This window comes from Acidobacteriota bacterium (assembly GCA_016715115.1).
GTDB lineage: Bacteria > Acidobacteriota > Blastocatellia > Pyrinomonadales > Pyrinomonadaceae > JAFDVJ01.
Genome location: JADKBM010000004.1, coordinates 502,094 through 523,032 on the forward strand (window position 1 = coordinate 502,094; position 20,939 = coordinate 523,032).

General features: G+C 55.7%; 22 protein-coding genes and 1 pseudogene. 11 read left to right on the forward strand and 12 right to left on the reverse strand.

Translation table 11 applies throughout. The features are described 5' to 3' along the window. Positions 1 to 81: 81 nt before the first annotated feature. The 4 genes and pseudogenes from IPN69_04445 to IPN69_04460 form a co-directional block, all read right to left on the reverse strand. On the reverse strand, positions 82 to 693 hold the full coding sequence (locus IPN69_04445; protein ID MBK8809963.1) for a class I SAM-dependent methyltransferase: 612 nt from the start codon (positions 691 to 693) through the stop codon (positions 82 to 84). Between the two features lie 291 nt (positions 694 to 984). Next, a pseudogene (locus IPN69_04450) lies at positions 985 to 1,768 on the reverse strand (IS3 family transposase). Between the two features lie 104 nt (positions 1,769 to 1,872). Next, the gene (locus tag IPN69_04455; GenBank protein ID MBK8809964.1) at positions 1,873 to 2,187 is read right to left on the reverse strand and encodes a transposase; all 315 of its coding nucleotides are present in this window, start codon (positions 2,185 to 2,187) and stop codon (positions 1,873 to 1,875) included. A 328-nt stretch (positions 2,188 to 2,515) separates the two neighbouring features. Then, on the reverse strand, positions 2,516 to 3,652 hold the full coding sequence (locus IPN69_04460) for an aspartate--ammonia ligase (GenBank protein ID MBK8809965.1): 1,137 nt from the start codon (positions 3,650 to 3,652) through the stop codon (positions 2,516 to 2,518). Between the two features lie 477 nt (positions 3,653 to 4,129). Between IPN69_04460 and IPN69_04465 the strand changes: the two genes are divergently transcribed. Together IPN69_04465 and IPN69_04470 are read left to right on the forward strand one after the other, a co-directional pair. Then, positions 4,130 to 4,579: a disulfide bond formation protein B gene (locus IPN69_04465; GenBank protein ID MBK8809966.1), complete on the forward strand. Its 450-nt coding sequence runs from the start codon at positions 4,130 to 4,132 to the stop codon at positions 4,577 to 4,579. Further along, on the forward strand, positions 4,576 to 5,265 hold the full coding sequence (locus tag IPN69_04470) for a DsbA family protein (protein ID MBK8809967.1): 690 nt from the start codon (positions 4,576 to 4,578) through the stop codon (positions 5,263 to 5,265). The genes IPN69_04465 and IPN69_04470 overlap by 4 nt, the downstream gene beginning before the upstream one ends. Here the strand turns inward: IPN69_04470 and IPN69_04475 are convergent. Then, positions 5,209 to 5,481: a hypothetical protein gene (locus tag IPN69_04475; protein ID MBK8809968.1), complete on the reverse strand. Its 273-nt coding sequence runs from the start codon at positions 5,479 to 5,481 to the stop codon at positions 5,209 to 5,211. The two genes, IPN69_04470 and IPN69_04475, sit on opposite strands and share 57 nt — an antisense overlap. Between IPN69_04475 and IPN69_04480 the strand changes: the two genes are divergently transcribed. The 3 genes from IPN69_04480 to IPN69_04490 all read left to right on the forward strand — a co-directional run bounded on the left by IPN69_04480 (position 5,471) and on the right by IPN69_04490 (position 8,877). After that, positions 5,471 to 5,830: an FKBP-type peptidyl-prolyl cis-trans isomerase gene (locus IPN69_04480; protein MBK8809969.1), complete on the forward strand. Its 360-nt coding sequence runs from the start codon at positions 5,471 to 5,473 to the stop codon at positions 5,828 to 5,830. The genes IPN69_04475 and IPN69_04480 overlap by 11 nt on opposite strands. A gap of 136 nt (positions 5,831 to 5,966) precedes the next feature. After that, a complete protein-coding gene (locus IPN69_04485) occupies positions 5,967 to 7,127 on the forward strand; it encodes a PQQ-dependent sugar dehydrogenase (GenBank protein MBK8809970.1) in 1,161 nt (386 codons plus the stop codon). A 58-nt stretch (positions 7,128 to 7,185) separates the two neighbouring features. Continuing rightward, complete coding sequence (locus tag IPN69_04490) at positions 7,186 to 8,877, forward strand: M20/M25/M40 family metallo-hydrolase (protein MBK8809971.1); 1,692 nt, start codon at positions 7,186 to 7,188, stop codon at positions 8,875 to 8,877. 291 nt (positions 8,878 to 9,168) lie between these two features. On the opposite strand, the gene IPN69_04495 is transcribed toward IPN69_04490, so the two are convergent. Further along, complete coding sequence (locus IPN69_04495) at positions 9,169 to 11,187, reverse strand: S9 family peptidase (GenBank protein ID MBK8809972.1); 2,019 nt, start codon at positions 11,185 to 11,187, stop codon at positions 9,169 to 9,171. Between the two features lie 348 nt (positions 11,188 to 11,535). Continuing rightward, entirely contained in the window at positions 11,536 to 12,066 is a 531-nt protein-coding gene (msrA, locus tag IPN69_04500; protein MBK8809973.1) for a peptide-methionine (S)-S-oxide reductase MsrA, read from the reverse strand. A gap of 120 nt (positions 12,067 to 12,186) precedes the next feature. Here msrA and IPN69_04505 point away from each other — a divergent pair, with 120 nt between their 5' ends. The 6 genes from IPN69_04505 (at position 12,187) to IPN69_04530 (ending at position 15,295) form a co-directional block, all read left to right on the forward strand. After that, positions 12,187 to 13,302: a CapA family protein gene (locus tag IPN69_04505; GenBank protein MBK8809974.1), complete on the forward strand. Its 1,116-nt coding sequence runs from the start codon at positions 12,187 to 12,189 to the stop codon at positions 13,300 to 13,302. Between the two features lie 523 nt (positions 13,303 to 13,825). After that, positions 13,826 to 14,179, forward strand: coding sequence for a transposase (locus IPN69_04510; GenBank protein MBK8809975.1), 354 nt, complete (start codon positions 13,826 to 13,828; stop codon positions 14,177 to 14,179). Between the two features lie 340 nt (positions 14,180 to 14,519). Beyond that, positions 14,520 to 14,714 (forward strand): hypothetical protein, encoded by a 195-nt coding sequence (locus IPN69_04515; protein MBK8809976.1) that lies wholly within the window; start codon positions 14,520 to 14,522, stop codon positions 14,712 to 14,714. Positions 14,715 to 14,766: 52 nt separating this feature from the next. Continuing rightward, entirely contained in the window at positions 14,767 to 14,976 is a 210-nt protein-coding gene (locus IPN69_04520; GenBank protein ID MBK8809977.1) for a hypothetical protein, read from the forward strand. Next, positions 14,976 to 15,131, forward strand: a complete 156-nt coding sequence (locus IPN69_04525; GenBank protein ID MBK8809978.1) for a transposase — start codon at positions 14,976 to 14,978, stop codon at positions 15,129 to 15,131. Before IPN69_04520 ends, IPN69_04525 begins: the two co-directional genes overlap by 1 nt. Further along, the gene (locus IPN69_04530) at positions 15,080 to 15,295 is read left to right on the forward strand and encodes a transposase (GenBank protein ID MBK8809979.1); all 216 of its coding nucleotides are present in this window, start codon (positions 15,080 to 15,082) and stop codon (positions 15,293 to 15,295) included. The genes IPN69_04525 and IPN69_04530 overlap by 52 nt, the downstream gene beginning before the upstream one ends. Before the next feature lie 421 nt (positions 15,296 to 15,716). Here the strand turns inward: IPN69_04530 and mtnC are convergent, their stop codons facing one another. Genes mtnC through IPN69_04555 form a run of 5 tightly spaced genes read right to left on the reverse strand, consistent with a single transcriptional unit; the run spans position 15,717 to position 20,932 of the window. Next, positions 15,717 to 16,424 carry an acireductone synthase gene (mtnC, locus tag IPN69_04535; GenBank protein MBK8809980.1) on the reverse strand — a complete coding sequence of 236 codons (708 nt, stop codon included), beginning with the start codon at positions 16,422 to 16,424 and terminating at the stop codon, positions 15,717 to 15,719. Beyond that, a complete protein-coding gene (locus IPN69_04540) occupies positions 16,421 to 16,990 on the reverse strand; it encodes a cupin domain-containing protein (GenBank protein ID MBK8809981.1) in 570 nt (189 codons plus the stop codon). The genes mtnC and IPN69_04540 overlap by 4 nt, the downstream gene beginning before the upstream one ends. Positions 16,991 to 16,993: 3 nt before the next feature. After that, entirely contained in the window at positions 16,994 to 17,284 is a 291-nt protein-coding gene (locus IPN69_04545; protein ID MBK8809982.1) for a hypothetical protein, read from the reverse strand. Beyond that, positions 17,281 to 17,898 (reverse strand): methylthioribulose 1-phosphate dehydratase, encoded by a 618-nt coding sequence (mtnB, locus tag IPN69_04550; GenBank protein MBK8809983.1) that lies wholly within the window; start codon positions 17,896 to 17,898, stop codon positions 17,281 to 17,283. The genes IPN69_04545 and mtnB overlap by 4 nt, the downstream gene beginning before the upstream one ends. 52 nt (positions 17,899 to 17,950) lie before the next feature. Continuing rightward, complete coding sequence (locus IPN69_04555) at positions 17,951 to 20,932, reverse strand: diguanylate cyclase (GenBank protein MBK8809984.1); 2,982 nt, start codon at positions 20,930 to 20,932, stop codon at positions 17,951 to 17,953. Positions 20,933 to 20,939 lie beyond the last annotated feature (7 nt).

Here is a 20,939-nt window from a genome sequence, read left to right on the forward strand (position 1 = left end):
TTGGGCAGAATGTACGATCGCTTCGCTTTCCGCGGACCAGCCGCTCGTTTTGTCGTCGGTCCCCTTCGGAGACGAATCCGATCAAACCCCACGCTGCAAGACCCATGTCGTCATACAGCGAAGATTCTGGACGTTCGTTGTCTTGATCGGCTCGATCATTTGCGCGCCGAGCCTCGCGGTTGATTCAAGCAGGATCTCTTCATCGACGATGAACCGCTCGGTGCCGTCCGGCATCAGAAATCGGCCGTTCGAGGTGGGGATCAGGAGATCCTTGATCCCGATTGACGATGCGATCCGCGCGAGGAACATTCCGCCAGGCTTGAGAACGCGCCACTGTTCCGTCATCCACCGATCGAATTCCGCCCGATCTTGCGCAAAATGCAGAACCGCGCTCGAAATCACCCAGTCGAAACTCGCGTCCGGAAACGGGATCGATCCAAGCCCGGCGACTTGAAAGTTCTCGGACGGCAAGTCGGGCGCGAGCGACCTGGCGAGCACGCGGATGTCGTCGATGGCACGGTCAGCGACGTCGATTCCGAAAACTTCAAAACCGTTTCGCAGGAACCAGACGACGTTGCGCCCGCCGCCACATCCGGCGTCGAGAATCTTCATTCCCGGCCGGAAACGGCCTTTTTGAATCTGATCAAAGACGTAAATGTCGATGTCGCCGAAAGTTTCTCGAACGTTGATCATGTGTCAGTGTAGCTCGAAGTAGACGGTAGACGGTAGACGGTGGACGGAATGTCAATGCCTGAATAGTGTTGACCGTTTTTTGAGTTTGCTAGAAAACATTTGTTTGCTTTTTCGTCAAAATATCGGATACCTTCGTTTCGGAGATCGAAACGGAGTGAGCAATGCTGGAGAGCAACTCACCAGGGATAGACCTCCGGGTGACGAAGTAGTTTGTCGCGGAGCCGGGCATTTATTGTCCGGCTTTTCTTCAATTACTTTTGAACCCTCCATGCCTAAGAAAACTCGTTCCTGCTGCCTTTCGAATGCATCGGGGCTTAAGGAGTTCAATGCCGTATGCGGCTTGTAATTGTTGTACATATTGACCGCCTTTTCAGTCATCTGCCTTAGCTGGGATAAATTCTCCGGCCCGTAGAATCTGACGTAACTGTTTTTAATAGTTCCGTTTACGCGTTCGGCATTCGGATTCTCATAGACACTCGTGCCCATGCTGTTTTTTCATATTACAGGCTTGGGTCAGTTTCACGAATTCCTTGCAGTAATACTGGCCGCCGCCGTCCGAATGAAATATCAGACCAGGTGCGGGCCGGCGACCCGCGATCGCCATCCGTATTGCCGGCAGCGTGGTGTGTTCGGTCATCAGGTTGTCCGAGACCGCATAGCCCACGATCCGTCTTGAGAAAGGGGTCCATAATGAAGGTCAGGTAATAGAACCTTTCGCCTATTCTGTAGTAGGTTATGTCGCTGACCCAAACCTGGTTTACACCCGTCAACTCGAATCCGGCAATCAAATTGTCAAATCGCGTCACCCCGCGCGGATCCGTCGTGCGGTGATATGCCCTTTTCCGCTCGATCTTGAACCCGTGCAAAAGCAAAACTGCTCGAACCGGTCTCTGCCAAACTGCATCGGCCTTATCATCCCGTACATGACGCGCGACGACATTTGCGGATGATCGCGCCGTATCTCGGCGATCACCGGCAGAAGCTGCTCCTGCTCTTCCAACATCCTGAGATGACGTTCCGTATGCTGGTGAAACGCCTGCTTGCTGATACCCATTGCCCGATACAGCTGATTCATTTTGTGCCCGTGCCTTTCCCGGTTCGACCAGACCACCGGAGGCTTTGAAGTACATTTTTTTAATATCAATGCCGTACTCTTCCTCCGCCAGATCGATCATCTTGTCAAAGAAATCGATCTGTATCTCTCTGCCCGACAGCCTGCTCCAGCTCTTTCACCTTTTCCTTCAACGCCTTGATCTTTCTCGTGTCGCTCAGACTCTCCAGCACAAGCCGCTCCTGTTTTTTTCTCATACGTGAATACTGACGCATCCATGCATATATTGCAGATCGGGAAACCTGATATTCGCGGCTCACCTCACTGACCGACGTGACGCAACGCTCGATCTCACCCACTTTCTTTCGCCTGAACTCTTCACTGAAAGTCCTGTTGCGTCGTTCCTTGACCGTCAGCTTTTCATATTCACTTAAATTTGCCATAGTTGTTCGCTCCTTGAGTTGAAATTAAACTCAAAAAACGGTCAACCTATTTCAGGCAAGGACAGAAGACGGGAGACTGTGGACGGGAGACGGAATACGGTAGGCGGTAGCCGGTAGACGGTAGTCGGCAGACGGTAGACGGGAGACGGGAGACGGGAGACGGTAGTCTGATTTGCGATGGGCAAATCGAGAGTCGAGTTTGGTTAGTCTACCGACTACCGTCTCCCGTCATCCCGTCTCCCGTCCACCGTCTTCCGTCTACCGTTTACCGTCTACCGACTACCGTCTCCCGTCTACCGACTACCGACTACCGACTACCGTCTACCGTCTACTCTAAAACAAAGATATTCTTCGCCCGGCAGATGTCCTTCAGGACCTTCGGCCATACCGTCACCGAAACCTCGCCGAGATGCGCTTTTTTGAGCAGCGACATAACCGTCCGCGATTGTCCGATTCCGCCGCCGATGCTCAGCGGCAGTTCGCCCGAGATCACGCCCTGATGATACGGCATCTTGAGAAAGTCGAGCTGATTAGTCATCTCGAGCTGCTGTCGAAGCGTCTCGGCATTGACGCGGACGCCCATCGAGCTCAACTCGTGGCGCCGTTTCGTGACCGGATTCCAGACGAGAATGTCGCCGTTCAGTCCGTGCATCGGCTTGCCTTCTTTCGAAACCGTCGGCGTCACCCAATCGTCATAGTCGGCAGCGCGCATCTCGTGCGGATAGCCGTCGGCGAGCGTCCAGCCGATACCGTAGATGAAGACCGCCGGATACTCCTGGAGAATCGCCGTCTCGCGCTGTTTGCGCGGAAGGTCGGGGTACATTTCGAGGATGTCCTCGGCGTGTATGAACGTCAGTTTGTCGGGCAGGTTCGGGTATTTGGTCTTGAGCTGCGGAAATCTATCCTGAATGAAAAGTTCCGAGCCCTTGATCACTTTCCAGATACCTTCGACGGTCTTCGTCAGAAAATCGAGACTGCGCTGATCGTCCGAGATCGCTTTTTCCCAATCCCACTGATCGACGTAAGCGCTGTGGTCGTGATCGAGAAAATAATCCTTGCGCACGGCGCGCATATCGGTCACGAGTCCCTCGCCGACATCCATTCCGAACTGTTTGAGCGCGACCCTCTTCCATTTCGTCGCCGCCTGCACGACCTGCGCATCAACGGGATTCAGTTCGTTGTCGTTCTTGATATGAAAACCGACCGGCGTGCGCGAGCCGTCGCGATCGAGATAATCGTTGACGCCGCTGTCGACATCGACGATCAGAGGCACTTCGACGCGGATCAGGTTAAGTTCCTCGCACAATCCGTCTTCGATGAAACGCTTGACGGCAGTGATCGCTTCCTGTGTTTCTTTCGGATTCAATAATGACGTGTAATCTTGCGGAAGCACTTTTTCGACTTCCGTATAATTGCCGATTCCCGGACCGGCAAGATCTGCTCTTTTGTCTAATTTAGCATCCATATGAATTACTCCTTCAATACTTATTTTTTGATGGTCTGAATTGTCAAAGATGTTCGCGAAAGTATGTTCAGATTATACCACCAACGGCCCCGTCCGCGGCACACTTTTATCCCGGATCCGGCAGCACGATTTCAAAACAGGTCAGTACCATCTGCGGTAGCGGATGGCTGGCCGCGGCAGTCTCCGGCCGCAGCGGACCGATCGGCATCAAGCCGGTATGCCGATCGTCAGCCATCCGCTACCGCAGATGGTACTGACCTGCCTTTGCGGACTGCCTTGCGCGGATTGAAAAGGCCATTTTTCGCTTTGTTGGCTTGTTTCGCGGGAAATCCCTGACGCGGCCGGGGGCGACGCTTCCATCGTGTCGTGAACAGGTCTTTCGAATCGGCCGACTTGATTCGCCCCGTGTTGGTTTTGTTATCATAGGGCTACAAAACGACAATCGAGTCAAAATTCGTCCGCGAACGGGATTGGAGTATGGAAGAATCGGAGAGCGTCAAAACGCCGGAAATCGGAAAACTGAACGAGAGTCTGCCGTACCTTGCCTGGGCGGCGGCGCTCGCGGGGTTGGTCGGCAGCCTCTTCTTGAGCGAGGTAATGCAGTTTCCGCCTTGCACCCTTTGCTGGTATCAGCGCGTCGCGATGTATCCGCTCGTCGTCATTATCGGCGCCGGCATCGTGATGCGCGATCCGCGGATGAAGACATATGCGCTCTCGCTGATCGTTTGCGGCTTGGCGGTCGCGATCTATCACAACCTGCTTTACTACGGCTTCATCCCGGAAACGTTGACGCCGTGCTCCGAGGGCGTTTCGTGCAGTTCGCGGCAACTCGAACTGTTCGGCTTCGTCACGATTCCGCTGATGTCGCTCGGTTCGTTCGTCTTCCTGGGGCTCTTGATGTTTCTTTATAAACCGAAAGAATTATGAAAAATGAAGTAAAACTCCTGATCGTGATCGGCGCCGTCGTCATCGGCGTCGCGATTCTCGGAATGAATTATTACCGAAGCTCGGTTCAGAACGTGCGCGTCACCGGAAACACGAATACCGGCGCGCCGGCACTGAATCCGGAGGTTCTGATCAGGCCCGACAGTCCGACGCTCGGCCCGGCGAACGCGCCGGTCGCGATCGTTGAGTTCGTCGACCCTGAATGCGAATCGTGCGCGACGTTTTCGCCGGTTCTCAAAAAGATGGTGACGCAATACGACGGCAAGACGAAGCTTGTTATTCGATATATGCCGCTCCATCCGAATTCGGTCAGCGCCGCCAATATGCTCGAGGCCGCCGCCGAACAAGGTAAGTTTTGGGAGACGCAAGCGCTTCTTTTCGAGAAACAACCCGAATGGGGCGAACGCCACGGACCGCCGACGGGCGAGCCGCCGCCGAATATCCCGGTGCTGTTTGAAAAGTATGCAAAGCAACTCGGGCTCGACGTCGAGAAGGTCAACGCCGCGATCAAAGAGAACAAGTATCAGGCAAAGATCGACCGCGACAAGCGCGACGGCCAGTCGCTCGGAGTGCGTCAGACGCCGACGATCTTCGTCAACGGCCGCAAGCTTCTAAACTTCAGCGAGGCCGGATTGAAATCGCTCGTCGAGAGCGAGATCGGCAAGTGATACGATTTGGGATTTCGGATTTGGGATTTGGGATTTGGGATTTGGGATTTGGGATTCGGGATTTGGAATATTTGGAATCTCCGATTTGGAATCTGGAATATCTGGAATCTCCGATTTGGAATCTGGAATCTGGAATCTGCGATTTGGAATTGGGTCCGAAACACCTTTCCGATATTGAGTCTCAGCGTCGTTCGGGGAACAACTAATGGAAAACACAAACAACAATGCGGTCACGACCGAATCGGGCTTGACCTATGTCATAACCAAAGCCGGTGACGGAGCCGAAGTCAAAGCGGGCAATGAGGTCATCGTGAATTACACCGGACTGCTGACGAACGGCGTCTTGTTCGACAGTTCGCTGGTCCGAAACGAACCGTTTTCGTTCCCCGTCGGACTTGGAATGGTCATCAAGGGCTGGGACGAAGGGTTGCAGAAACTCCGCGTCGGTGACCACGCGACGTTCATAATTCCGCCCGCGATCGGCTACGGCGAATCGGGCGCCGGCGGCGTCATCCCGCCAAATGCGACGCTGATCTTCATTATCGAAGTTCTCGGAATCAACTGAGGCCGGGCGCAAGTCCGATCGAAACGACTCCAATCGCGCAGTTTCAGCCAACGAAACGAACTTCCGGAATGGAGAGGTTCAACAATCCGCGACAAGAGGAAACAAATTGTTTTCAAGGCACGTCTAACTCTTGCTTATGAAACAACCGCTGATTTTCCTGCTACCGGTGATTCTCGCGCTATCCGCGTGCGGCCAGAAACCGAAGGGAATCTCCGAGACGGAAGTCTTTTCAACGACTGCACTTTCAGAAGGTGAAAAGCCTGTGAAGTTCCGCCTTGAAACGGTCGCGACGGGGCTTGAGGTTCCGTGGGGCCTCGCATTCCTTCCGGACGGGCGGATACTCGTTACCGAACGCCCGGGACGCGTGCGTTTGATCGAGAACGGCAAGCTCAAACCCGAACCCATTTTCAAGGTCCCCGACGTCGAACCTTCCGGCGAGAGCGGTTTGATGGACATCGCGCTTCATCCGAAATTCAACGAAAACAATTTCATCTACCTCGCCTACGCCTACCGCGGCGACGGCAAGGCTGTGAAGGTAGTCCGTTACCGGTTTGATGGCGCGACCCTTGTCGAACCGAAGATCATTCTCGAGAATATGCCGGCCGCGCAGTTCCACGCGGGAACGCGTGCGCGATTCGGCCCAGACGGAAAACTCTACATCACCGTCGGCGATGCAACCGACTGGAACCTCGCCCAACGGACCGATTCGCTCGGCGGAAAGACGCTCAGGCTCAACGACGACGGCACGGTTCCGTCAGACAATCCCTTTGTTAAAGACAAATCGGTGCGCCCCGAGATCTACAGCCTCGGTCACCGCAACGCGCAGGGCCTTGCATGGTCGGCCGACGGCCTGATGTTTCAGACGGAACACGGGCCGTCGAGCTTCGAGGGACGCGGCGGCGGCGCGGACGAATTCAATCTCGTCGAAGCCGGCAAGAACTACGGTTGGCCCGAGATTTACGGGACGATGGCCAAGGAAGGAATGGTCGCGCCGCTTATCGAATACACGCCGGCCTGCGCCCCCGGAAGCCTGTTGATCTATAAGGGCGACAAGTTTCCGGCCTTGAAAGGCAGCGCGATTTTCGGTTGTCTTCGCGGCGCGCGCCTGATCCGCGTAAAGCTCGACGGACGAAAGATCGTCGGCCAGGAGAATCTGCTTGAGGGGCTTCTCAGCAGAATTCGCGAGGTTGGGGAATCGCCCGACGGGTTCATCTATTTCGCGACCTCAAACCGCGACGGCCGTGGAAGTCCGGACCGTGCCGATGATAGAATCTTCAAACTTGTTCCCGTTCCGTAGATTCACTTGACCGCCGATGAATCGGCAAAGGAATTCAGTAGTAGAAAGGATAAGAACTATGAGATCAACTCAAGCAAATAGAGTCGCGCCTTGGCGACGGAGTTTTGCGGCATTTCTCGTTGGAATGCTGCTTTTCGGTGGTGTTTTCGCCCAGACGGCGGCGGTTGCGCTCAAATCGACGCTTGCTTCCGACGAGCGGGCACTGGCGGCAAACATCACGATTCAGGCTATCAAGGATGCCACGGCGACGCTCTCGTCACCCGAAATGGAAGGGCGCGGAACGATGCAGCCCGGTGGCGAGAAAGCGGCGGCGTGGATCGCTGAACGGTTCAAGGCGCTCGGAATGAAACCGCTCGGCGATAAGGCCTCATTTCTCCAGAAAGTCGATTTCCGCGAAACCGTCTATACACCGGAGACGAGTTTCAAAGTCGGCGACGAATCGTTCAGGTTCGGCAAGGACTTCGCGTTTCAGTCGTTGCCGTTCAAGCGTACCGATAAGGAGAAGAGCGGTGAGATGATTTTCATCGCATACGGCATCCAGGCGGCATCGATCAAGCGCGACGATCTCGAAGGCATCGACGTTCGCGGCAAGGTTGTGGTTATGATCGAAGGCCCGCCGGCGAGCATCAATAAGGATTCCTGGGACAAGGCAGAGGCGAGTTCCGCGATCTTTTTGAATCTCGTCCGGGCCGGAGTCGCGGGAATCGTTTACATCGCCCATGGCCGTGAAAAGGAAGCGCCCGAGACGATGATCGACTACTATGGTCGCCGTAGCCTCAGTCTCGCCGGCGGTACGGAAGATAGCGAGCCCTTTCCGTTGCCGCTGTTGGTGAGCGTTGGCACGCCGATGGCCGAAAAGCTTTTTGCGAAATCGGGGATTTCGCTCAAGGATGCGTTGGCACGCGCTGAAGAAAACACGTTCAAACCCGTCAAGCTCAATCAGACCGCGAAGATCGTTGCAAGATCAAAATCGACAAAGGGAACTTCGCCGAACGTCGTCGGCTACATCGAAGGCTCCGATCCGAAGCTCAAGGAAGAAGCGATTCTCTTTTCGGCGCACTACGATGCCTTCGGAACCGAAAACGGCAAGGTTTATCCCGGGGCCGCCGACAACGGACTCGGAACGGCGGAGATGCTCGCCGTCGCCGAGGCTTTTTCAAAATCCCCCGTAAAACCCAAGAGATCGCTGATTTTTCTCGCCGTGACCGCCGAAGAATACGGGCTTTTCGGATCGAAATACTGGGCGAAGAATCCGACTTGGAACATCAAAAAGGTCTCCGCGAACCTCAATCTGGACGGCGTCGGAACCGAAGTTTACGGACCCGTGAAGACGATGGTCGGCTATGGGGCAGAGCACTCGACACTCGGTGCGATGCTCACCGATGTTTCTGCGGCGATGGGGATCGTCGTCGCGCCCGATCCGGTCCCGGACGAAAAAGTGTTCTACCGGTCCGATCATTATTCGTTTGTTGAACGTGGCGTACCCGCGCTGATGCTGATGGGCGCGCCCGAGGGCGACATCCAGAACGCGATGAAACGTATGCGTGAATGGGAAAAGACCGACTATCACCAACCCGGTGATGTGATTCGGCCCGACTGGTCGTGGGACGGCGCAAAAACGGTCGCCGAGGTGATGGGGATTATGGGATTGCGACTCGCAAACGCTGATTCAATGCCGGAGTGGCTTTCGACGTCCCGATTCGCGAAACTCGAACGCGGAAATACCAAGGAACTACCGGAAGAGAAGTAGGAAAAGAGGAAAGGGAAAAGGGAAAAGGGAAAAGGGAAAAGGGAAAAGGAAAAAAGGGAAAAGGAAAAAAGGGAAAAAGGCGAAAAGGTCGTACTCGAAAAAGGAGGAAAGCAACACTCCCCTTTTTTCCTTTCGCATTTTTCCCTTTTGCCTTTTCCCTTTTGCCTTTCGCCTTTTCCCTTTTGCCTTTTGCCTTTTGCCTTTTCCCTTTTCCCTTTTCCCTTTTGCCTTTTGCCTTTTCCCTTTTCCCTTTTGCCTTTCGCCTTTTCCCTTTTCCCTTTTCCCCTTTTTTCACTTTTTCACATATTTCTCGAACCAGCCCAGGAAACGTTCGTGCCGGTCCTTGATGAAACTCGGGCGTTTCAGGCCGTGGAACTCGCCGGGATAGACGACAAGTTGAGTCTCGCGCCCGAGCCGTTTCATCGATTGATACATCTGTTCCGAATTGAGGATCGGAACGTTCCAATCCGAACCGCCGCCGATCCAGAGAGTCGGCGTGGTGATCTTGTCGACCTTGTTGAAAGGCGATATGCGCTCCCAGGCTTCGGCATTCGCCCACGGAAGACCGAACTCCGTCTCCCACCACATTTGGTAATGATCGTGGCCGTAGTTCGCGCGGTATAGCGCCTCGCTCGCACCGGAAACGGCGCCCTTGAAGCGCGTCGTTTGGGTGATCACGTAGTTCGTCAGAATTCCGCCGTATGACCAGCCGCAAACGCCCAGCCGGTCGGGATCCGTGTAACCCTTCGAGATGGAATGATCGACACCGGCCATCACGTCCTGAAAATCGAGATTTCCCCAATCAGCAAAGAGCGCGAACGAAAACGCCTGTCCGTAACCCGATGAACCGCGCGGATTGGTCTGGATCACGACGTAGCCGTTTGCCGCGTAAAGCTGCGGCTCGAAATCGAAACTGAAATCGTATTGCGAGACCGGACCGCCGTGGTTTCTGAGGATCGTCGGATACTTCATCGAAGGGTTGAACCCCAGCGGTTTGTATATAAAACCCTCGATCTCCGTTCCGTCCTTGCTCTTGAACTGAACGTTCTCGACCGTCGCAAGTTGGATCTCGTCGAGCAGTTTCTTGTTCGTGTAGGTCAGTTGCTTCAATTGATTCGGACCGAACGAAAAAACCTCGTCCGGCAGGTCGGGACGCGAAACGAGCGGCGCCATCGTTCCGCCCGCGAAATCGTAATCGAGAACCGTCGACTCGCCGGTGATCGCGCGCGACAAGGCCTTCGTCGCGAGATTGATCGACGCCAGATTCTGTTCGCCGCTGTCTTCGAGGATGAACCAGATCGATTTGCCGTCGGCGGCGAATCTCGGACCGATGACGTTGCGGTCGAGCGCGGTCGTCCAAACCGTCGGCGCGCCGCCTTTCGCCGAAATCGTCGCGAGATGATTCGTCGCGTACCACATCACCTTCAACGGTGCCGTCACGGTCGAGTAGGCGAGCGTCTGACCGTCCGGGCTCCACGACGGCGCCGAATCCTCGCGCGGATTCGTCGTTACCTGCAAGAGCGTTTTTCCCTTGTCGGTATTGTCCGCAGAAACGATCCAGATGTCGGTATTGGGGTTTCCGTCCGGTTCGTCCGTACGGTTACTGACAAAGGCGATCAAGTTTCCGTCCGGACTCCAGGCCGGGTCGGCGTCGTCAAAATCGCCGGAGGTGATCTGAATCGGCTCAGCCTTTTCGTCGCCGACTCTGAGGATATAGAGATGTGTCCGGAAACGGTCAAGGTATCCGATATTGTCGCGCTTGAATTGAAGCCGGTCGACGACCGCCGGCTTCGCCTTTTTATCGTCTTCCTTGTCGTCGGTAAGTTCTTCCGGTTTCGGATCGCGGACGAGCAGCACCAGCCGTTTTCCGTCGGGCGACCATTCGTAACCGGCGACGCCTTGTTTGAGCTTTGTAACTTGCTGGGCTTCGCCGCCAAGCCGGTTGAGCGTCCAAACCTGCGACTTTTCCTCGTCGCCGTCCTTGTCCTTGCCGCGCGAGGCAAGAAACGAAAGGTATTTCCCGTCGGGACTCCAACGCGGGCTCTCGGCCGAATAACCCTTCGAGGTCATTGGGATCGCTTCGCCGCCGGCGGTTGCGACCATCCAGATGCGCGTTTCGGTTTCGTCCTCCTTGAGGTCCATTTCGGACACCGTGTAGGCGATCCATTTGCCGTCGGGACTGACGCGCGGACTCGCGACCGTCTTCATTTTGACCAGGTCGTCGATCGTGATCGGACGTTTTGTGTCTTGTGGAAAGACGCTCAATGCAGCCAGGAGAGTGATCGCGACGCTCAAATACTTCAAAGTCATTTTTGTGTGATTGATTCTAAAATTGTTGGAACTTGTCGGGAAATGATACACCGCACGGCACAAAAAATCATTCCGAGAGATCCTTGCCCGCGAAACGCCAATGCAGAAACGCTAATGCAGAAACGCGCACGAAGTAAGCGTGCCCGGCGTGACACGGATCGAACCGATGTGACGGTCCGCCGGCGTGGCCGGACACGCTTGCTTCGTGCGCGTTGTTCCGGGCTATGCACGCTTGCTTCGTGCGCGTTTCTGCAACGCTTCGCTTGCTTCGTGCGCGTTTCTTGTTCCGGGCTATGCACGCTTACTTCGTGCGCGTTTCTGCATTTAGCGTTTCTGCAAACGCTTCGCTTATTTCTTCAACCGGTCGAAGAATACCTTGCGAAACTTCGCGACTTTCGGCGCGACGACCGCGGCGCAGTAAGGCTGGGTCGGATTGTTGGCGAAGTATTCCTGATGATAGTTTTCGCCCGGCCAGAATTTCGTGAACGGCGCGACCTCGGTAACGATCGGATTTTCGTAGATCGCGGCTTCGGTGACCTCGCGAATCACCTCTTCGGCGACGCGTTTCTGCTCGTCGTTATGGTAGAAAATCGCCGACCGATACGACGTTCCGATGTCGTTCCCCTGACGGTTGAGCGTCGTCGGATCGTGGACCGCGAAAAAGATCCGCAAAATATCCGCGAACGTGATCTCGTTTTCGTCGAACTCGATCTGAACGACCTCGGCGTGCCCCGTCGTTTCCGAACAGACTTCCTGGTAGGTCGGATTCTCCGTGTGTCCGCCCGAATAACCCGAAACGACGTCCGAGACGCCGCGCAAAGCGTCGAAAACCGCTTCGACGCACCAAAAACATCCTGCCGCTAGAGTTGCTGTTGCCATACTGAGATTATTGCATAGCCATTCTGAAGTATTCCAAACTATCGGGTAAAATGACGACTGATCATTTTGCGTCCGTCACTTCCAAATGCTGCAACGGACGCCATTTTTGCAGAGGTGTGAATGACAATTTTCTTATTTTTCAAAAAGATGTTCGGAGTTTCCGTAGACGTTAATGCTTCGAATCGAATGCCGGTTTTCGTGCTAGTCGCGTTGTCGCTCGTTTTCAGCGCCGCCTGCGGGAAGCCTGCCCCGGAACCCGCCGCGAACAAAACAGCGAAGGTCGAGGTCAAGCCTGCAGCCGCGAACTTCATCGCCGTCGGCGATATGATGATCTCGCGCGGCGTGGCCCGAGCCATCGACCGAGCGGGGAATCCGCTCTATCCGTTCCAGAAGGTCGGCGATCTTCTCAAGGCTTCCGATTTCAGTTTCGGCAATCTCGAATCGCCGATCTCGGGAGACGACACGCGGGTCGGCAAGGGCCTCGTCTTCAACACGCGCGTTCGCGACGTCGCGGGGCTCTCCGAATACAAATTCAAGATCGTGAACCTCGCGAACAATCACGCCTGGGACCAGGGAATGAAAGGCCTCGTGAACACCCACAAATACCTTGACGAGCGCGGCATCAAATACATCGGCACCGGAGAGAACCTCGAACGCGCCTGGAAACCCGAGGTTGTCGAGGCAAACGGCATCAAGTTCGGATTTGTCGGGGCGTCGTATGCGTCGATCAACGACGGCGGCGTCAAGCGCAACGACTACGTCGCGCGGATCGAGGAGACGGAGTTTCTCGAGCGTTCGATCAAACAGGCCAAAGCGGAGAGCGACTTCGTCGTCGTCACGATGCACGCCGGGATCGAGTATGTCCGGAAACCGCATCAGCCGCAGATCGATTTTGCCCGCAAAGCGATCGACTTCGGCGCCGACATCGTCATCGGCGCGCATCCGCATTGGATCCAGACGACCGAGACGTACAAAGGCAAAATGATCTTCTATTCGCTCGGGAATTTTATTTTCGACCAGCGAAAGCCGGACACGCGCGAAGGACTGATGCTCAAGATCTCGGTGCGGCGCGGGCCGGACGGCCAAGGCGGCGGGCTGACAGCCGTCGAACGCATAGATCTGATACCCGTGATCATCGACGACTTCGCCGTTCCGCGTCCCGCGAACGACGTCGAGACCGCGGCGATTCTGAAGAAGATCGGTTACACCGAACGCTTCATCGTACCCGGAAAGTGAACGCCCTGAAGATCAGGCCGATGATCGCGTCGACTCAGCGTGAAGGATTTTCTTTCCCAGAAGCGTATTCCTGAAAGTCGCAAACGGGACAACAAAGTAGTGTGCGGCACGGCGAAAGAATCGAACGCCGCCCTTTGTTGAACAACGCGTCATCATGATGAAGCAAGGGTCGAACAATCAACGACTTACCTTCGACCCCTTCAGGGTCGGCGTCCCATCTGACTAATAGCCTGGGGGTTACGCTCCGCTCACCCCCCAGGCTATTACCTGATTCGCTTTCAGCGAATTTATCCACAGACAGCCTCCAATTGATGGACATATCTTCTATATGCTGTCCACTAGCTGAAGAGGCTGTGTCAAAACCTTCAGAAGTCTGAGTTCATAGATCAAAATCAAGCGGCTTTCTTCTTATTAATTGCTAATTGGAGGCTGTCTGAAAAGTCCCCTCGGGTTCGGCGATTTTCGGTCTCGGGAGTGTTGTTTGAATTTCGTCGAGTTGCATACGTGGGTTATAATACTAAGTATGATACACGAGAAAAGGAAGAAGGTGGTCTTCAAGCATTACGATCAGAACCAACCGATGTTGTTGCCGCCGAGCCTGGATGATCTGGTGCCCGCGAACCATCCGGTGCGCGTTGTGAACGAAGTGATCGAGCGGATCGACATCGGCGTGCTTGAGCTTGGGTACAAAGGCGGCGGAGCGTCGAGCTACCATCCGCGGCTGCTTTTGAAGGTGCTGGTTTACGCGTATCTTCGGAATATCTATTCGTCCCGGAAGATCGAGCAGGCGTTGCATGAAAACGTGCATTTCTGTGGCTCGCCGGCAACGCGAGGCCGGACCACAACACGCTGGCGGACTTTCGGTCGAAGCGGCTGAAAGATCATCTTGAGAAGATCTTTTCGCAGGTCGTGCTGCTGCTTGTCGAAGAGGGGGCGGTATCGTTGCGGGAAGTGATACTGACGGGACGAAGATCGAGGCGAACGCGAACCGGTACACGTTCGTCTGGGCAAAGACGGTGGGCGGAACAGCAGCGGATAAGGGAACAGTTGCGTGACGTGTGGAAGTACGTCGAGCGGGCGAGCGCGGAGGAAGAGCAGGCGCCGAACGGCCGGATTTTGAGGCGGTGGACCCGGAAGCGGTGACGCGCGGTGAGAGCGATCGACGAGGAGTTGCTGAAGCCGAGCCCGATGCGAAGACAAGGCAGCGGGTGCGGAAATTGAGGCGGGAGTTGCCGGGCCGGGCGGCGAAGGTCGAGGCGCAGGAGCGGATGCTGGACGGGCGACGAAGCAGTTCGAAGACCGATCATGACGCGACGTTCATGAGGATGAAGGAAGACCATCTGGGGAACGGGCAGTTGAGACCGGCGTACAATGTCCAGCTGGCGACCGAGGGGCATTTTCTGACCGGGTAACGCTGACACAATCGGCGGGGACACGACCGCGCTGCCGGAGCATGTCGGCAAGATGATCGAAACGTACGGAACGGAACCCGAAAGCGTGACGGCGGATGCGGGTTACGGCAGTGAAGAGAACTACGCCTATCTGGAGAAACGGGCGATCAAGGCATTTGTGAAGTTTCCGGGGTTCGATTCCGGAAGCCCAAGGGAAGTTCGGCAGACAACTTCCAATACGACGCAGAGACCGATACTTACCGGTGTCCGGCGGGGCACGTGATGGAGTTCTCGGAGGATCGCGTGAAGACGACGCAGAACGGCCGGAAGCAAAACGTCAAAATCTACCGGACCGAGGCCTGCGGCGGATGTCCGATGCGGGCCGAATGTTCGAAGGGCGAGGGGGACGGTCGATCGAGCGCAACGAAGAAGTTCTGAGGCACCGGCGCAAGGCGCGCGAGATGCTCGAAAGCGAGAAAGGCGTCGAACGGAGGAAACAACGGTACGAGGTCGAGGCGGTGATCGGAAACATAAAGGAAAACAAGAAATTCAGAAGGTTCTTACTGAGGGGTTGGCAAAAGTACAGATTGAGATCGGATTGATCGCATCGCACACAACCTGCAAAGGCTGGCAACCGTCTGAAAAGGCGGAAATGCGCTCGGCGACCGGCCAACTGATGACGGCCGAAGCGGACTCTCCCAAAACAGACAACAGAAAAACGGCAATCCCGGAGACTTTCTGAGTGACTTTCCAGACAGCCTCGCCCCAAGACTTTCTTGGCTTTAGCCCAATACTGCGGCTAAAGCCGGGATCAAGTCTGAATCTCGATCCACTAGCTGAAGCTAGTGGCAACTCATAAAACCGAAGACAAATCGGAGTTTTGACACAACCTCTGCAGCTAGTGGCAATTGATGGACACATCTTCTGTATGCCGTCCACTGGCTGAAACTAGGGGCAATTGATTTTCTTGAGAGCCGTAAAATTCCCAATCAAGGCTTCATAGGAATCTCAGTTGGAGACGACTTAGTCGATGTCGGAAAACGATCCGATGACGTCGTGCTGAATCGGGTGCGGATACTTTCCATTGCCTTCGCGAACCGAAAGAAGCGTGAGGAATCCGGCGTCGCGTGCCGCGTCGAGTTCGGCGACAACGTCCGACACAAATAGCATTTCGCCCGGCTTGAATCCGAGTTCACGGGCGATCGCGTAATAACTTCCCGGGTTCTGTTTCTTTCCGATGTGCGTATCGAAATAGCCGCTGATCAGACCGCTCAGATCGCCGGCGTTGGAATAGGTGAAGATCAACCGCTGCGCGAGCACGCTCCCCGACGAAAAGACCGCGACCTTTACGCCGCGCTCGGTCCAGCGCTTCAGCGCTTCCGGAACATCGGCGAAAACGCGGCTGACGAGCTCGCCGCTCTCGTACCCGGCGCGCCAGATCTGTCCCTCGATCGCCTTCAACGGCGTCGATTTCCGATCGACATCGATCAGCCACTCGAGGTATTTGACGATCGTTTCGGGTTCGCGGTCGTTGAACTTCCGACCGTAAACCTGATCCTGAAAATCCTTACGGTATTCGGCCTTGAGTTCGGCGATCTCGTTTTCAAGCGCCGCGATATTCCTGACGACGAAATCTTCCATCTTCGATTTCGCGTACGGGAACAGAGTGCGGTGCACGAAATCGATCGGGGTCGCGGTGCCCTCGATGTCCAACAATACGGCTTTGATCATATTGATTGATCTCCGGCCGGGAAAATGTCCGGCCCGAAACAGAGCGGCTGATACCGGTTGTCGATGCCGCTTTCCGTATAATGCGGCGTCCAGCCGGCCGGATCTTGAAACAGTCGGATCGCCCGCACCATCCGGTCGGCGCAGAGATCGAACCAATGCAGCGTCCCGCGCGGAACGCGAATCAGGTCGCCGGCTTCCATTTCGACGGAAACAACAGGTCCGTCTTTCGGCGCAATGTGAAACAGACCGTGGCCCTTGACGATAAAACGGATCTCGTCCTCGTCGTGCCAATGCTCCTTGTTGAATTTGCCGAGCATTGCCTCGAGATTCGGCGTCGTCGGAACGATGTTGATGACATCCGCCGTGACGTAACCGCCGGATCGCTTCAACGTCTCGATCTCGGGCTCGTAAGCTTCGAGGATCTCGGCCTCGGAAGCGTCGGGCGAAACGCGCGACTCTTTCGCGTCCCAACGCTCGTAATCGATGCCGACGCCGGCGAGTGTTTCGCGGATCAACGCCGGATCGGTCAGCCGGATGTTCTTATCGGGAATGTCGACTATGGCCATAAATTATAGGTTGCGTTCCTCGATCAACTTCCATACCTCGGCGGCGATCGCCGGAACTTCCGGACCGTCCGCGGTCGCCTCGTCGAACCACTCAAAAAGTTCGCGTTCGATCACTTCGAGGACGGCTTCCTCCGAACGGCAGGCTTCGAGTTGATAAACGATCGTTTCCGCCTCCGGACGATACTCTTCGGGATTGAATCCGAAATTGAGCGCCGCCGGATCGTGCCGAAACAATACGGCCGTGACCGCTTCGAGAAACTCGCGGGATTCGGATTTTGCGTCGCGATTCGTCATCTGAGACTCAGCGTCCGCCCGAGAACTTCAAACAAAAACTCAAAGATCTCGATGTGCCGTTTCGCTTCGGCGATGTCCTTGCCCCAGGTGTAGATTCCGTGACGGCGCAGAAACAGTCCGTGAATTCCGGGGTTCTCGCGCAAAACATTGTCGATGACGTGAGACAAGGCGATGTAATCCTGCGAGTTTTCGATGATCGGGACGATCTCTCGATGTTCGTGCGTCATCACGCCCGCGAGGCCTTTGAGCATTTCGAATCCCTCGATCTCGATCGCCCCGTCCTTGTAGAAATACTCGGACAGGATCGTTCCCCAAACCGAATGCGTGTGGAGAACCGATCCGACGTTCCCCCGCATCCGGTAGATCGTCAGGTGAACCATCGTTTCGGCCGACGGTTTGCCGAATCCCTGAAGCACCTCGGCGTTGTCGTCGATCTCGAGAAAATGCGTTTCGTCGAGCGAACCCTTTTCATTGCCACTCGCCGTAACCGCGATCCGAAGCGGCGATTCCGAGATCTTTGCGCTGAAGTTGCCGGCGGTTCCCATCACCCAGCCGCGCCGGTAAAACTCGTAACCAACCAAGGAAAGGCTTTCGGAGTGCTCTTTGAAGCTCATCAATTTCGAGTCTACCAAACTTGTGAAAAAACCAGAATCTATTTGTCGCGGCCTAACGGATCTCAAGAAGTTCTTCGTCGAGTATGCCCGGCGCATCGGGCAGCATCGTCAGGTCGTTGCAAATGATCCGGTTGCGTCCGCTTTTCTTGGCCTGGTAGAGAGCCGTATCCGCCGCCCGTATGAGATCGGCCTCGTCGAGGCAGAAACGCGGAAACAGCGTTCCGATTCCGGCGCTGATCGTTAAATACTCGCTCGTCGTCGAACTCAGATGCGGGATCAGCAGCTGATTGACGTTATTGATTGCCTGCCGGGCGATGTTGAGAGCGCCGACAGCGTCGGTGCCGCCGAGAATTATCGCAAACTCCTCTCCGCCGAATCGCGCGACGAGATCGGTCGGCCGGTTGATCGCGTCGGCCAGCGCCTCGGCCACGCGCTGCAGACATTCGTCGCCGGTCTGGTGTCCGTAGGTGTCGTTGTAGAGTTTGAAATGATCGATGTCGAGCAGAACAAGTGACATCTCCGTCTTGAAGCGAACCGCTCTGCTCCATTCATCGGCGAGGAATTTCTCAAAACGGCGGCGATTGCCGATCTTCGTCAATCCGTCGGAATTGGCAAGATACTCGAGTTCCGCGTTGACCAGACGAAGCTCGTCGGTCTGCTCGGTCACGAGCCGCGACAGTCTCCGTTCGCGGCGACGCAGTTCGTGAACGCTCAGTTGCCAGACGAGTCCGAGAAGAACGACGATGATCACGGCGCAAAGAAGATAGAACCACAGCGTTTGATAGAAAAACGGCTTGAGCGTCACCTCGAGCGTTGCGCCTTCTTCGTTCCAGACTCCTTCGCTGTTGGCGGCGATCACACGGAAACGGTAAACACCGGGCGGGAGCGTCGAATAATGCGCGCTGCGACGCGTGCCCGCCTCAACCCAATCCGGATCGTGACCTTCGAGTTTGTATTTGAACTTGATCTGTTCCGACTTGATGAGACTGATTCCGGTGTAAGTGATCTCGATATTCCGCTGACCGGGCTCGATCGACAGACCGCCGCGAAACTGGGTCGGTTCGCGCTCGACGGTCGTGCCCTCGATGATGACGGTCGGAGACGCCGGATTGGCGGCCTCCGCCTCGGGATCAACGATCGCGATCCCGTCTTGCGTGGGAAACCAGAAGCGGCCGGCGTCATCGACCAGGCTCGCCGGCTGGCGTCCGCCGTTGCACTCGGTGACGAGCATTCCGTCGTCCTTGCCGTAGCCGGTGCTGTTGATCCGTTTGATCAGGCCGTCGGCAAACGCGTTCAACTCGTTTCGGCTGACGCGATAAATGCCTTTATTCGAACTGATCCAGAAGTTTCCGCGCTTGTCTTCGCGGATCGCGAAGACGCCGTTGTTGAACAGTCCGTTCGATTCCTTGAAATTGACGAATTTGCCGTCCTTGAACCGGCTCATTCCTTCGTCGTAGGTTCCGATCCACATCGTCCCCTCGGAATCCTCGAAGACCGTTCGAACGTAGTTTCCGGCAAGCCCTTCGCGGACCGTGTAATTGATGAACTTCCCGTCGCGATACTCCGACAATCCGCCGAGCGTCCCGAACCAGAGCCGCCCCTTCGAATCTTCGAAAATCTCGGTGACGAACTCGTTCGGCAAGCCTTCGGGCAAAGCGTATGACGCCTCGCGAACGTAGTCGCGATAACGCCAGAGCCCTTTGTTCGTCGCCGCCCAGACATTCCCCGATCGGTCCGATTTGATCGCAAAAACGTGCGTGCCTTTGGTTCCCGAAAGAAGTTCGCCGGCGCCGTTCTTCGCGACGTATATGCCGCCGTTAAGGCCTATCCATAGTTTGCCGTTCGCGTCCTCAAACAATGACTGAACCGAAGTTGCGCCGTCGTTCCACTGTTCCGGCGATGACGGGTTCGCAGGCTTGAAGCGGACGGTTTCAAAACGGCCCTCACGGTACAGACTCAATCCTTTGTTGGTTCCGACCCACGTATTGCCGGACCGGTCGCGGAGCAGCGGATAGACTTCGTTGTATTCGAGCCCCGCGTCCTTGCTCAGCCCGCTGATGACGCGTTTTCGCAAACGGCTGAGCCCCTTGTTGGTCGAGACCCAGATGTTTCCTTCGCGGTCGTGGAGAAGATCGAAGATCGAATTGTCCGCAAGCCCGTCTTTTGTATCGAAGAAACTGAACTTCCCGTTTTGACGCCGGCCAAGGCCGACGCCGCCGCTCATTCCGCCGCCGGTCGCGAACCAGAGCGAACCGTCGTCGGTTTCCCAAAACGAGTGGTTTATCGAATTGGCGGACAGTCCGTCTTTGTCGCCGAAAGTTTCGATCGTACCATTCTTCAACCGGTGCAGGCGTCGTTCGCCGATCCAAAGCGCACCTTCGCGATCGATGTAGTGGTTGACGCCGAAATCGACGGCGCTGAGATCGAGTTTGTATTCGAACGTCGATTCGCCGCGGGTTTGAAGAGTGAGCCCGGGCGTTATCGTCCAGTGAGAACCGTCCCGCGCCTCAAGTTCGATGCGCTCGTTGTAATGTTCGTTGACGCGGGCGAAGACAAACGTCCCGTTCCGAAGGTAGTACCAGGTCTTGGATTTTCTCGAATCGTCTTCGCTCAGAAACTGCAGTTCCCCGTTAGCGTCAGGCTTGATCTCCTGGATGTAATGACCGGGAACCTCGTCTGCCGTCATCGACTTGAACGCGCCGTTTCGATAGATCGTAAGGACGCCGTCTTCCGTCGAAGTCGCGTACAGCGTTCCGTCAAGATCAGAATAAAGATAAGAAAACCGATTGTTTAGGATTCCCGGACTGTTGCTCTTGTTGAAGGTCGTGAAACGCAATCCGTCGAAGCGGACGAGCCCGTCGAAGGTCGTGAACCATAGATAACCGTCCGGAGTCTGAACGATCGACCGCACGCCGTTCTGCGGCAGTCCATTGTCGGTCGTCCACGTATCGAATCGATACTGATCCGTTGCGCGCGCAGAGGACACACAGCAGAACAAGATCAAAAATACGGAGAGACTGATGAAGGTTTTCATTTCGCGG